The 13,193-nt window shown below is 63.7% G+C and carries 11 protein-coding genes; 9 read left to right on the plus strand and 2 right to left on the minus strand.

All coding sequences use genetic code 11. The features are described from left to right. Positions 1 to 211: 211 nt before the first annotated feature. From AC3WP7_RS27780 to AC3WP7_RS27795, 4 genes are all read left to right on the plus strand, one after another. A complete protein-coding gene (locus AC3WP7_RS27780; protein WP_092245696.1) occupies positions 212 to 802 on the plus strand; it encodes an antibiotic biosynthesis monooxygenase in 591 nt (196 codons plus the stop codon). Then, positions 799 to 2,637, plus strand: a complete 1,839-nt coding sequence (locus AC3WP7_RS27785) for an amidohydrolase (RefSeq protein WP_092245694.1) — start codon at positions 799 to 801, stop codon at positions 2,635 to 2,637. The genes AC3WP7_RS27780 and AC3WP7_RS27785 overlap by 4 nt, the downstream gene beginning before the upstream one ends. Positions 2,638 to 2,666: 29 nt before the next feature. Continuing rightward, entirely contained in the window at positions 2,667 to 3,281 is a 615-nt protein-coding gene (gene ycaC / locus AC3WP7_RS27790; protein ID WP_071490108.1) for an isochorismate family cysteine hydrolase YcaC, read from the plus strand. Between the two features lie 192 nt (positions 3,282 to 3,473). Continuing rightward, entirely contained in the window at positions 3,474 to 4,355 is an 882-nt protein-coding gene (locus tag AC3WP7_RS27795) for a LysR family transcriptional regulator (RefSeq protein ID WP_058425557.1), read from the plus strand. Here the strand turns inward: AC3WP7_RS27795 and AC3WP7_RS27800 are convergent. Then, positions 4,342 to 5,379 carry an AraC family transcriptional regulator gene (locus AC3WP7_RS27800; RefSeq protein WP_102593299.1) on the minus strand — a complete coding sequence of 346 codons (1,038 nt, stop codon included), beginning with the start codon at positions 5,377 to 5,379 and terminating at the stop codon, positions 4,342 to 4,344. The genes AC3WP7_RS27795 and AC3WP7_RS27800 overlap by 14 nt on opposite strands. 1 nt (position 5,380) lies before the next feature. Then, the gene (locus AC3WP7_RS27805) at positions 5,381 to 6,295 is read right to left on the minus strand and encodes a GGDEF domain-containing protein (RefSeq protein ID WP_092245688.1); all 915 of its coding nucleotides are present in this window, start codon (positions 6,293 to 6,295) and stop codon (positions 5,381 to 5,383) included. A gap of 380 nt (positions 6,296 to 6,675) precedes the next feature. On the opposite strand from AC3WP7_RS27805, the gene AC3WP7_RS27810 reads away from it, so the two are divergent. The 5 genes from AC3WP7_RS27810 (at position 6,676) to AC3WP7_RS27830 (ending at position 13,186) form a co-directional block, all read left to right on the plus strand. Continuing rightward, positions 6,676 to 9,189 (plus strand): TonB-dependent receptor, encoded by a 2,514-nt coding sequence (locus tag AC3WP7_RS27810; RefSeq protein WP_093126836.1) that lies wholly within the window; start codon positions 6,676 to 6,678, stop codon positions 9,187 to 9,189. A 145-nt stretch (positions 9,190 to 9,334) separates the two neighbouring features. Beyond that, positions 9,335 to 11,197, plus strand: coding sequence for a phytase (locus tag AC3WP7_RS27815; protein ID WP_092245683.1), 1,863 nt, complete (start codon positions 9,335 to 9,337; stop codon positions 11,195 to 11,197). A 47-nt stretch (positions 11,198 to 11,244) separates the two neighbouring features. After that, entirely contained in the window at positions 11,245 to 11,937 is a 693-nt protein-coding gene (tolQ, locus tag AC3WP7_RS27820) for a protein TolQ (RefSeq protein WP_092245680.1), read from the plus strand. Between the two features lie 14 nt (positions 11,938 to 11,951). Next, positions 11,952 to 12,398 carry a protein TolR gene (gene tolR / locus AC3WP7_RS27825; protein WP_102593218.1) on the plus strand — a complete coding sequence of 149 codons (447 nt, stop codon included), beginning with the start codon at positions 11,952 to 11,954 and terminating at the stop codon, positions 12,396 to 12,398. After that, positions 12,395 to 13,186, plus strand: coding sequence for an energy transducer TonB (locus AC3WP7_RS27830; RefSeq protein WP_102593217.1), 792 nt, complete (start codon positions 12,395 to 12,397; stop codon positions 13,184 to 13,186). Before tolR ends, AC3WP7_RS27830 begins: the two co-directional genes overlap by 4 nt. The last annotated feature ends 7 nt before the right edge of the window (positions 13,187 to 13,193 follow it).

The following is a 13,193-nucleotide window of genomic DNA, read 5'->3' on the forward strand; positions in this document are numbered from 1 at the left end:
TGCCGAGTGTTGGGGCAAGAGCCTTTTGGTTACTTTTGGGCTCTTTTCAAAAGTGACCCGCCGTAAGGGCGGAACCAATATCCGCCATCACCCAAATAACGGATATGTACTCAGCACAACCCCCCCCAAACAGCACGTACATCCAATTTTCCCCACCCCATCCCCCCTCAAACTCCCTCATCGCTGAATCTTCACGGCAGAGGGATACCCCATGGACCCAACCACAAAACCAGGCCCCGACGAAGTCGTCACCCTGGTGGTCAAGCACCTCATCAAACCCGGCCTGGAGGCTGACTACGAAGCCTGGCTGCGCCGCATCGTGCGTATCGCCGGCGCCCGTGCCGGCCACCTCGGTGTCGACGTGGTACGCGGCAAACAGGGCAACCTGGCGCTGTTCACCTGTGTGTTGCGCTACCGTTCCACCGATGACCTGCAAACCTGGCTCGACTCCCCCGAGCGCAAAACCCTGATCGCCGAAGCCGCGCCCATGCTCGCCGACGGCGACAACACCGAAATCAATGGGGTCAACGAATTCTGGTTCAACCCCGAAACCCCAAACGCCGCCAAGCCGCCGCGCTGGAAGCAGGCGGTGGTCACCCTGTGCGTGATCCTGCCGCTGACCCTGCTGGTGCCGATCGTATGGGGCCCGGTGCTGCGCCTGCACCCGTTTCTCTCCAACTACGTGGTCGCCACGTTTCTGGTAACCGTGACCATCGTCGTGCTGGTGGTCTACCTGCTGATGCCGGCGGCCACCCGCCTGTTCGCTCCCTGGCTCGAAGCCTCTGTAAAGGAAACCCTATGAACGCCGACCTGATTCTGTTCAATGGCCAGTTCCACACCGTGGACCGTGAAAACCCGCGCGCCACGGCCGTCGCCATCCGTGAGGGGCGGTTTGTAGCCGTGGGCACCGACGGTGAAGCCATGGCCCTGCGCGGCAGTGGTACCCAGGTCATCGACCTCAAGGGCCGCACCGTCATCCCCGGCCTCAACGACTCGCACCTGCACCTGATCCGTGGCGGCTTGAACTACAACCTCGAGCTGCGCTGGGAAGGCGTGCCGTCCCTGGCCGATGCCCTGCGCATGCTCAAGGACCAGGCCGACCGCACGCCGACCCCGCAATGGGTGCGCGTGGTGGGGGGCTGGAACGAATTCCAGTTCGCCGAAAAACGCATGCCGACCCTGGAAGAGTTGAACCAGGCCGCGCCCGATACGCCGGTGTTCGTGCTGCACCTGTACGACCGCGCCTTGCTCAACCGCGCAGCGCTGCGTGTGGCCGGCTATACCAAGGACACGCCGAACCCGCCGGGTGGCGAGATCGTGCGTGACAGCAACGGCAACCCCACCGGCATGCTGGTGGCGCGGCCGAACGCGATGATTCTGTACTCGACCCTGGCCAAGGGCCCGAAACTGCCGTTGGAATACCAGGTCAACTCCACCCGCCAGTTCATGCGTGAACTCAATCGCCTGGGCCTCACCAGTGCCATCGACGCCGGCGGCGGCTTCCAGAACTACCCCGATGACTACGCAGTGATCGAGCAACTGGCCAAGGACCAACAGTTGACGGTGCGTATCGCCTACAACCTGTTCACCCAGAAGCCCAAGGAAGAACTCAGCGACTTCAAGAACTGGACCGGCAGCGTCACCCTGCACCAGGGCGACGACTACCTGCGCCACAACGGCGCTGGCGAAATGCTGGTGTTCTCGGCCGCCGACTTCGAAGATTTCCTGGAACCGCGTCCCGACCTGCCGCTGACCATGGAGCAGGAACTGGAGCCGGTGGTGCGCCACCTGGTTGAACAGCGCTGGCCGTTCCGTTTGCACGCCACCTATGACGAGTCCATCTCGCGCATGCTCGACGTGTTCGAGAAGGTCAACCGCGACATTCCGTTCAATGGCCTGCCGTGGTTTTTTGACCACGCCGAAACCATTACCCCGAGAAATATCGAGCGTGTACGTGCCCTGGGTGGCGGTATTGCGATCCAGGACCGCATGGCGTTCCAGGGCGAATATTTTGTCGAGCGCTACGGCGCCAAGGCCGCCGAAGCCACGCCACCGATCAAGCGCATGCTGGCCGAAGGCGTGCCGGTGGGCGCGGGCACCGATGCGACGCGGGTATCGAGCTACAACCCGTGGACCTCGCTGTACTGGATGGTCAGCGGCCGCACCGTCGGTGGCCTGGAACTGCATGCCGAAGGCCTGCCGCGCCTGACCGCGCTGGAACTGTTCACCCACGGCAGCGCCTGGTTCTCGTCCGAGCAGGGCAAGAAGGGCCAGATCAAGGTCGGGCAGTTGGCGGACGTGGCGGCGCTGTCGGCGGACTTCTTCAGTGTCGATGAGGAAGCCATCAAGTGGATCGAGTCGGTCCTGACCGTGGTCGGCGGCAAGGTGGTCTACGGTGCCGGTGACTTCGAAGACTTCGCACCCCCGCGCGTGCCGGTACTGCCGGATTGGTCGCCGGTGGTCAAGGTGCCAGGGCACTGGCGTCCAGGCTCGCCGTTGCAGGCGCAGGTGCACCAGTGCAGCGGCCCGTGCGGCGTGCATGCCCACAGCCACGAAAAAGCCCGCCATTCCAGCGTGCCGGTCAGCGACTTCCAGGGTTTCTGGGGTGCGTTCGGCTGCTCGTGTTTTGCGTTTTGATTACCCATCCCCCCGTAAGGAGTTGAACCATGGCTAGCCCTCGTTTGAACAAAGATGACGCCGTTGTACTGTTGGTCGACCACCAGACTGGCCTGATTTCCCTGGTGCAGGATTTCTCCCCCAACGAATTCAAGAACAACGTCCTGGCCTTGGCCGATGTGGCGAAGTTCTTCAACCTGCCGACCATCCTCACCACCAGCTTCGAAAGCGGCCCCAACGGCCCGCTGGTGCCAGAGCTCAAAGCCCTGTTCCCGGACGCGCCCTACATCGCCCGCCCTGGCCAGATCAATGCCTGGGACAACGAAGATTTCGTGAAGGCCGTCAAGGCGACTGGCCGCAAGCAGATCATCATTGCCGGTGTGGTGACGGACGTGTGCGTCGCGTTCCCGACCTTGTGCGCCCTGGAGGAAGGCTTTGAGGTGTTCGTGGTCACTGATGCGTCGGGCACCTTCAACGAAACCGTACAACAAGCCGCCTGGGCGCGCATGACTGCCGCTGGTGCGCAACTGGTGAACTGGTTTGCCGTGGCTTGCGAACTGCAGCGCGACTGGCGCAACGACATGGAAGGCCTGGCCAACCTGCTGTCGCCGCGTATTCCCAACTACCGCAACCTGATGAACAGCTACTCGGCGTTTACCAAGTAACTGGCTCTCAAGTCTGTAGGTGATCCCTGTGGGAGGGGCGGTGCGACGATTCGACTTGCCCCCGATAGCGGTGTGTCAGTCACACTGCCATCGGGGGCAAGTCGAATCGTCGCACCGCCCCTCCCACATTTGATTTGTGGTGTGGCGACATACCCGTTATAAAAACCACCAAATGTCCACCGAGAAGCGACAATGAACCCCTTCGAAGACATGCGCCTGTTCTGCCAGGTCATGGAATCCGGCAGCTTCACCGCCGCCGCCGAACAGTTGGGCCTGTCCAAGCAATTCGTCAGCCGCCGCCTGATCCAGCTGGAAGATCGCCTCGGCGTACGCCTGCTCAATCGCTCCACCCGCCGCCTGGATGTCACGCCACTCGGCCAGAGTTACTACGAATCCGCCTTGCGCCTGCTCAGTGAAGTCGAGCAAGTGGAGCAGGGCATTGCCGGCCAGAACAGCGAACCGCGCGGCACCATTCGCCTCAGCGCGCCGTTGTCGTTTGCCATGGCCCATCTGGGTTGTCTGTTGCCGTTGTTCCTGCAGCGCCATCCCCAGGTGGCGGTGGAGGTCGACCTGAGCGACCGCCCCGTGGACCTGATCGGCGAAGGCTACGACCTGGTCTTGCGCATCGGCACCCTGGAAGATTCCACCCTGATCGCTCGGCGTATCGCCAGCATCCCCCGGGTGTATTGCGCCAGCCCCGACTACCTGGCCTTGCGCGGCACCCCGCAGAAACCCGATGACCTCGCCGACCACGATTGCCTGCCCTACGGCCATGGCCGCCAGGTGCAGTGGCGCTTCAAGGGCAAGTTGCAGGCGCTGAGCGTGAGTGGGCGCATGCGCGTGAACAATGGCGACTTGCTGCGCGATACCGCCATCGCCGGCCTGGGCGTGACCTACCTGCCGACCTTTATCGTCGGCGAGGCGTTGAAGGATGGCCGCCTGGTCACGGTGCTGGATGAGTTCGCCCCCGAAGACCTGACACTGTCGGCGGTGTACCCCCAGCACCGGCAAAGCTCGCGGCCGGTGCAGGCGCTGGTGGAGTTCCTGCGCGAACGCCTGGCTAGCGGCTGTTGAACAGCTGGCGGATCAGGTTGGGCGTACTGCCGGTCCAGCGCTTGAACGAACGGCGAAAGTTCGCCGCATCGTTGAAGTTCAGGTACGCCGCCACTTCATCATTGCTGTAGCCCTTGACCTGGTACAGGTGCAGCGCCACCTGCTTGCGCACGCGGTCCACCTGCTGCTGAAAGCCGGTGTCATGCTTGTGCAACTTGCGCTTGAGGGTCGCCGGGCTCATGGCGAAGGCCTGCGCGGCCTGTTCCAGGCTGGGCGGTTGGCGTACCTGTTCGCGCAGGTAGTCGTAGAGGCAGTCGAGAAAGCTGCTGGCAAAGCCCAGCTGTTCGATCTGTTCGCGGGCCTGCTGGCGTGCGACCTGGCCGGCGGTGGCCGAGGCGCCCGGCCACGCGCGGGTGAGGTACTCGCGGGGGATGCTCAGCATATCCAGCGGCCGTTCGAAGCGCGTCTCTTCGCCCAGGTGCACCCAATACTGCTCGATGTAGCGCGGTTCGGCATGACTGAAACAGCACACCCACGGCAAGCGCTCGCCACTGAGCCACTGGCTCATGGCAACCAGCGAGGTCATGCCGGCTTCCAGTAAAAACCGCCAATGCTCGCCGGCGCCGCAACTGTCCCGCCAGTACAGGTAGGCATGGTGCGCATCCAGTTCCAGGTGCAAGGTGACCAGCGGGCTGAGCAGCACCTGTTGCTGGATCAGGATCTCCAGGGCCTGGTGCAGGTTCTGTGCATGGCCCAGGGCATGGCTGGCCGCGCCGTAATAACCGGGCAGGAGTCGCTGGCCGAACAGAAAGCTGCTGTCGTCGGCGTCGAGCAATTTGCGACTGTTGCCGATCAACCCGAAAAACTGCTGCGGGCTCAACCGCGCCGTGCCGGCCAGGATGTCCTCGTGAAACAGTCCCGTGCCGCGCAGCAGGCGATGGCTGTCGATGTCCCGGGACAAGGCCAGGTCGATCAGCGTGGCGGGTTGGCAGTGCCCTGGTATGAAGCGGCTGTCGGCTTCATACCAGCTGGTTTTCACGGCCATCTCAGGCGCTTTTCGCCAGGGGTTGCTTGGACCTGGCCAGGGCCAGGTTGAGGCGTTTGAGCAAGTCCTGGGGCGGCTCGTCCAGGGCCATGACCACGGCGGTGGTCGCTACCAGTTGCAGGCGTTCCCCGTGCAGCCGGGTCTTGTGTGCGAGGCCGCGCACCGCCTGCTGCAACTCCAGCGCCAGCTCCTTGGCCTGGCGCTCACCGGTGTTGGGCAGCAGCACCACAAAACGGTCGCCGGCCAGGCGGCACAGCAGGTCCTGGCGACGCAGGTTGAGCAACAGCAAATGGCTGAGGGCCTGCAACACCGCATCGCCTTCGGCATGCCCGTAGGCCTGGTTGATGGCGGCGAAGTGATCCAGGTCCAGGGCCAGCAGGGACAGTGGTTGCTGCTGGGTCTGGCTGTCTTGCAGGCTGTCGGCCAACTGGCGCTTGAGGTAGTCGGCGCCGGCCAGGGGCGTGAGTTTGTCGAACAGCCGATGCTCGCGGAACAACCGTTCGCGTTTCTCCATCTGTGCGCTGATCGCCAGTTGTTCGCGGTGCCAGTGGTAGATGCCGATGGTCAGCAGGATCATGCCCACCGGCATCGGCCCGGACTCCAGCCAGTGGTCCCAGGTGATGCTGTCGGGCAGGCGGATGAATTCGTCGAGGCTGTCGATCCACCAGGAGAAGAAGATGCATGACAGGCCCAGCGCCAGGTAGTTGGTCACGCGCCCGGCCGGTCGGCTTTTCAGCACCAGCCCCAGCCAGACCAGGGCGAGCAGGGCGGAACCGCCTTCGCCGAAGATATCCAGCCATGCCCACTCGCTGACGCTTTTCAACTCGCCGCAGGCCAGGTGCAGGATCAGCCCCAGGTTGGCCGCGATCAGCAGCAGGGAGAGTTTCCAGCGGTGGGGTTTGAGCACGGAAAACATGGCCGCGAGTCCTTGCAAGGTTCAGTCGTGGGCGCCAGCACAGCAGATGGATGTGACGGTTGCATGACGGTAGGGGAGGGTCGAATCAGCTCATCCCGCCGACAATGAAAAGCAGAAAATGTGGGAGGGGGCTTGCCCCCGATAGCGGTGCGTCAGTGAGAAACCAGGGGCTGACCCACCGCTATCGGGGGCAAGCCCCCTCCCACAGTTGATCTTCACAGGTCATTTCAGCTCATTCCAACTCAGGATCCTGCTCAAACCCCCGGTTTACGGGCCTTCCTACCACACCCTGTCACAGAACCGTCATCCCCCACCCCTAGCGTGCCCTCCCAGTTGCCGGGCCTCTTGCCTGGCGCCAACGGACTCTTGGGGAGGATTGCATGTACAAGCGCACCGGGCTCGTCAGCTTTACGCTAACTGCCTTGGCCCTGGCGATTGCCAGTGAGCGGCTCAACGCGGCCGAGGCGGCCAACACTGAGCACGTCGAAGTGGTCGGCCAGGCAGCGGCCATCGACCAGGCGCTCAAGGAGCAACGCAATTCCGACAGCATCAAGAGCGTGGTGCATGCCGACGGCGTGGCCCAGCTACCGGATGAAAACGTCGCCGAAGCGGCGCAGCGCTTGCCGGGTATCAGCGTGGAGCGCGACCAGGGCGAAGGGCGCTTCGTCAGCGTGCGTGGCCTGGGCCCGGACCTCAACAGCGTGACCATCAACGGCACCCTGGTGCCTGCCCCGGAGAGCGCCCGCCGCGCCGTGGCCCTCGACGTGCTGCCCGCGGAATTGGTGCAGTCGCTGTCGGTGATCAAGACCCTCACCCCGGACATGGACGCCAACTCCCTTGGCGGCACCGTCGATGTGCAAAGCCTGTCGGCCTTCGACCACAAGGGCCTGTTCTACACCGGCAGCACCGAGGCCAGCTACGACAAGAACACGAGCCAGACCAGCCCCAAATTCTCCGGCGCGGCCAGCAACCGTTTCAGCCTCGGCGACGGCATCGACAACTTCGGCGTCGCCGCCGCGCTGAGCTGGCAGAAGCGCGACTTCGGCTCGGACAACGTCGAGACCGGCGGCGCCTGGGACTTCACCGACGGCGCCCGGCTCAACGAGTTCGAACAGCGTGACTACGACATCAGCCGCGAACGGGCCGGTGGCGGCCTGAACTTCGATTACAAGCCCGACGACTTCAGCAGCTACTACCTGCGCACTCTCTACAGCCGCTACAAAGACACCGAAACCCGCAACTCCACCAGCCTCGAATTCGCCGACCCGCAGGCCCCCGGCCAACTGGGCGATGCCGAGGGCAAGCGCAAGCTGAAGAACCGCGAAGAGACCCAGGAAATCCAGTCCTACGTATTCGGCGGCGAACGCATGCTCGGCCTGTGGACCCTGAGCGGCCAGGCCGGCTTCAGCCAATCCAGCGAAGACAGCCCGGCGCACATCGCCGGTGCCACCTTTGACGGCGGCGACTTTGCCAACAGTGGTTTCCATGACAAGGACAAGCCACGCCCGATCATCGGCAGCGCCTTCTACGACGCGCGCAACTTCAGCCTCGACAAAGTCGACTGGGAAAAACAGAACACCCAGGACACCGAGAAAAACCTGCGTCTGGACCTGGCCCGCGACTACGACCTGAACGGCTATGCGTCCCAGGTCAAATTTGGCGGCAAGGTCAGCCGCCGTAACAAGGACAACGACCTGGAGGCCTGGGTCTACAAAGACTTCGACACCCTCGGCTTCACTGCCGACCAGCTCAATCTCAGCCAGTTCCAGAAGGGCACTGTCGACTACCGCCTGGGCAGCTACGGCCCCGGCATCAGCCCCAGCGCGATCAAGCAGCTGATAGGCGGCCTCAACCCGGCGGACTTCTACGACGAGACCGAATCCCGGGTCAACGACTTCACCATTCGCGAAGACATCAACGCCGGCTACCTGATGAACACCGTCGACATCGACGACTGGCGCTTCATCGCTGGCCTGCGCTACGAAGGCACCGAGTTCGAAGCCAAGGGCACCGGCGCCACCGATGGCGTGTTCACCCCGACCGACACCCAGCGTCGCTATCACCATTGGCTGCCGGGCCTGCATGCGCGCTACCAGATCGACAAGAACACCCAGGTGCGCGCGGCCTGGACCAAGTCCGTGGTCCGCCCGACCTTTGGCCAGTTGGCGCCGGGTTTTGTGATCGATGATGACGAAGCCACCTTCGGCAACCCGGACCTCAAGCCCCTGGAATCGAGCAACCTGGACCTGGGCATCGAGCACTTCATGGGCCGCGCCGGCACCGTCTCGGCGTTCGTGTTCTACAAGGACATCAAGAACTTCGTCTACAACACCGACCTGGCCGGCACCGGCGCCTGGACCAACTTCGCCGAGGCCCACACCTACGCCAACGGCGACAGCGCCAGGCTCTACGGCCTGGAGTTGGCCTACTCACAGAAATTCGACTGGCTGCCCGCGCCGTGGAACGGCCTGCTGATCGGCGCCAACACTACGTTCAGCCGCTCCAGCGCCGACATCGAAGGTTTCGACGGTGCCAGCGGCACGAACCGCAAGCGCCACATCAGCCTGCCCAACCAGTCCGACACCGTCGGCAACCTGATGCTCGGTTGGGAAGACGACACGCTCAGCCTGCGCCTGTCGGCCAACTACAAATCGGCCTACCTCTTTGAGCTGGCGTCGATCAACGACAAGGCCCACGACCTGCATGTGGACGCGCAGACCTTTGTCGACTTCAGCGCGCGCTACTCGCTGACCAAGAACCTGCAGGTCAGCTTCGAAGCGCAGAACCTCACCGATGAGTCGTACTTCGTCTACACCGGCCACCGCAGCTACAACGGCCAATACGAAGAGTACGGCACGACCTACAAGCTGGGCCTGACCTTCACCCACTTCTAACCCACACCTCCATTCCAATGTGGGAGGGGGCTTGCCCCCGATGGCTGTGGCCCAGCTGGCATCTGTGTTGACTGACACACTGCTATCGGGGGGCAAGCCCCCTCCCACATTGGATCTCCATTGTTTTTGACGGATTGAGCCGTACATGAAGATTTCCAAGCTGTACCTACTAATAGCCTTGACCCTCTGTGCGCCGGCAATGGCCACGGACCTGGCCCTGACCCCTTGGGCACCCAGCCTCAATGCCGAGGCCATGGCCGTGCTGAGCAGCACCGAGCGCCTCACCGCCAGCACCCGCAACGGCCTGCAACTGCTCGACGCCAAAGGCACCGAACTCGCCCGTTTCAACGGCAACTTCAGCAGCCTCGACACCCGCGCTGCCGGTACTCAGGTACTGGTCGCCAGCCTCGACAACGACCGCCAGCAAGCCGTGCTGATCAACCTTGACGCGTCCGCCAAAACCTTTGGCACACCGCTGTACCTGCCCGCTCGCGACTACCCGGTAAACGGCCTGTGTCTGTACCGCGACGGCGCCGCCCACCTGTTTGTGTTCCTGGTGGGTGAAGAGGGCAAGGGCGAGCAATGGCTGGTGGGCAATGGCGCCACACTGCTCAGCGAACCCCAGCGTGTACGCGGTCTGCCGTTGCCGCCGTCGGCGCAGTTCTGCCAGGTGGATGACACAACCCATCAGTTGGTGGTGAATGAACAAAACGTCGGCTGGTGGGCCTACCCGGCCCACCCGGAAGCCGAGGTCAAGCGCACGCCGGTAGCGCTGTTCGACAACCCCAGGCGTGAAGCGGGCGCCATGGCGCTGGTGCCGGGCGGGATGGTCGCCCTTGATCCGAAGACGGCCCAGTTGCACCTGTTCCAGCACACCGGCAAGCGCTGGGTCGAACAATCGAGCCTGACGCTGCCAGGCCTCAAGGAGCCGGAACAACTCAGCGTCAACGGTCAGCAACTGCTGGTGCGCGATGACGACAATGGCAAGCTTTACCAAGGCAGGCTCGACTGGAAAGCCAAACCCGTGACGGCTGGACCGGTACTGCCGGAAGTCGCCGCTGTACGCCAGACCGACCCGGTCGGTCGCCAGGGCGACGCGGCGGATGACCCGGCGATCTGGGTTCACCCGGCGCAACCGGAAAAAAGCCGTGTCCTCGGCACCAACAAGAAACAGGGACTGCTGGCCTACGACCTTGACGGCAAGCTGTTGCAGGAGCTGGCGGTGGGCCGTCTCAACAATGTCGACGTACGCCCCGACTTCAAGCTCGGCGCGCAGACTGTCGACCTGGCCGTGGCGAGCAATCGCGATCACAACAGCCTGAGCCTGTTCAGCATTGACCGCCAGAGCGGCGAACTGCGCGAAGCCGGTGAAGTGCCGACACCGCTCAAGGAGATCTACGGTATCTGCCTGTTCCAGCCCGCCAGTGGCGAGATCTACGCGATCGCCAACGGCAAGGACGGCACCTTCCTGCAATACCGCCTCAGCGCACCGGATGGTCGTGTGCAGGGCGAGTTGGTGCGCCAGTTCAAGGTCGACAGCCAGCCCGAGGGTTGCGTGGCCGATGACCAGCGCCAGCGCCTGTTTATCGGGGAAGAAGACGTCGGTGTCTGGGCGGTGGATGCGCGTGCCGACCAGCCGGCCACCCTCACCAGCGTGATCAAGGTCGGCCCGCAGCTGCACGCCGATGTCGAGGGCCTGGCGTTGTACCAGAGCGACAAGCGCGACTACCTGGTGATCTCCAGCCAGGGCAATGACAGCTACCTGGTGCTGGATGCCGAGCCGCCGTTCGCGACCCACGGTGCCTTCCGCGTCGGCCTGAATGCGCCGGCCGGGATCGATGGAGCCTCGGAAACCGATGGCCTGGAAGTCACCGCCCTCAACCTCGGCGGGCCGTGGAGCCAAGGCATGCTGGTGGTGCAGGACGGGCGCAAGCGCATGCCCGAGCAGGCCCAGAACTTCAAGTTGGTGCCGTGGGCCGAGGTGACTCGCGCGCTGAAGTTGCCCTGAGCCGTCATCACCCGGTCATCACTTTTTTATCGAATAGGAGCTTCACCATGCACGCGACGATGGAACATATGACGATCTGGGGCTTGATCAGCGACGCCAGCCTGTTGGTCAAGGCGGTGATGATCACCTTGCTGCTGGCCTCCTTGCTCAGTTGGTACCTGATCATCCAGCGCGGCAGTGTGCTGCGGCGCCTGGAGCGCCAGTTGAATGGCTTTGTGCAGCGCTTTCGTGCTGCGCCGGACTTGCAACCGCTGTACCGCGACACCGTGCAGGCGGGCGAGGGCGGTATTGCGCCGATCTTTATCGCCGGCGTTCAGGAATACCAGCACCTGCACAGCCATGACCCGGCGGTGCTGGACGGTGTCGAGCGCGCCGTGCAGGTGGCGATCACCGAGCAGGAAATCGAGTTGGAAAAAGGTCTGCAATTCCTCGCGACGGTGGGTTCGGTCAGCCCCTACATCGGCCTGTTCGGCACCGTATGGGGCATCATGAATTCGTTCATCGGCCTGTCCCAGGTGCAACAGGCCACGCTGTCGACGGTCGCGCCGGGCATCGCCGAAGCGCTGATCGCCACGGCTATCGGCCTGTTCGCGGCCATCCCGGCGGTGATCGCCTACAACCGCTTTGCGGCACGCGGCCAGACCTTGCTCACCCGTTACTACGCCTTCGGCAACGAACTGCAAGTACGCCTGCACCGCACGCTGCGCGGCACGTCGAGCCACCTGGCCGTGGCCGCCTGAACAGGAGCGATTTCATGTTAGCAAGGCCGCAACGCAAGCACGGGCCCAAGGCCGAGATGAACGTGGTGCCCTATATCGACGTGATGCTGGTGCTGCTGGTGATCTTCATGGTCACCGCACCGATGCTCACCCAGGGCGTGAAGATCGAGCTGCCCAAGGTCGCCGCCGAGGCACTGGCCACCGACACCCGCCAGCAGATCCTCACGCTGTCGGTGAAGGCCGATGGCGGCTACTACTGGAACCTCGGCGGTGAACTCGACACCCAGCACCAGACCGACAGCGCGGTGACCCTCGACGAAATGGGCGCCAAGGTCATGCAGGTGGTGGCGGCGCGCAGCGACACCCAGGTGTACATCCGCGCCGACGATAACGCCGGTTACGGCCGTGTGGTCGCGGCCATGGCGGTGTTGCAGAAGGGTGGGGTGAGCAACCTGGGGCTGGTGACCGAGGCCCCGCAATGACGGCGATGATCATGCACAGTCCGACGCTGACGATGCCTTCCCGGAGGCCTTCCGGATTCTGGCGAAACAGTTTGGCGGCCAGCCTGGCGGTGGCGCTGCATGTGGGGGTGTTGGCCGCATTGATGCTTGGCTGGTCCACGGAAGTACCGCCAGTGGAGGCCCCCAGGGTGATGCATACCCAACTGGTGATGCTGCCGGCGGCGACAGCTCCAGCTCCAGCTCCAGCTCCAGCTCCAGCTCCAGCGCCTGAACCGGTGGCCGTCACACCCCCGGAGCCCGTCGCGGTTCCCGTACCGGTAAAGCCCACGCTCGATCCGCAGATCCAGGCGCGCAAACTCGAAAAGGCCGCCCTGGCGCGCAAACGCGTCGAAGAAAAGCAGCAGGAGCAGCAACGGCTGGCCACTGAACAGCACAACCGTGAGCAGGCACAACAGCGTGCTGACCAGCAGCGCCTGGCCGCTGAAACAGCGCGGGCCGCGACACCGGCCGTGACACCGGTTGCGGCACCGGCGTTCGACAGCCGCCAGTATCAGCCCTTGAGCAAGGAAGCGCCGGACTACCCCGAGCGTGCCCTGGACAAAAACATCGAAGGCGATTGTTCGGTGGAGTACACCGTCAACACCCAGGGCCGCGTGGAAAACCCCCGGGTGCTGGACGGCTGCCACCCGCTGTTCATGCGGCCATCACTGGCGGCGGCGAATACCTTCCGTTACCAGCCCAGGATCGTCGATGGCAAGGCTGTTGCGGTGCCGGCGGTGCGCAATACCTTCCATTACCGCATCAAGTAAGCGGCGA

The sequence above is a fragment of the Pseudomonas sp. FW305-3-2-15-C-LB1 genome, from assembly GCF_058787615.1.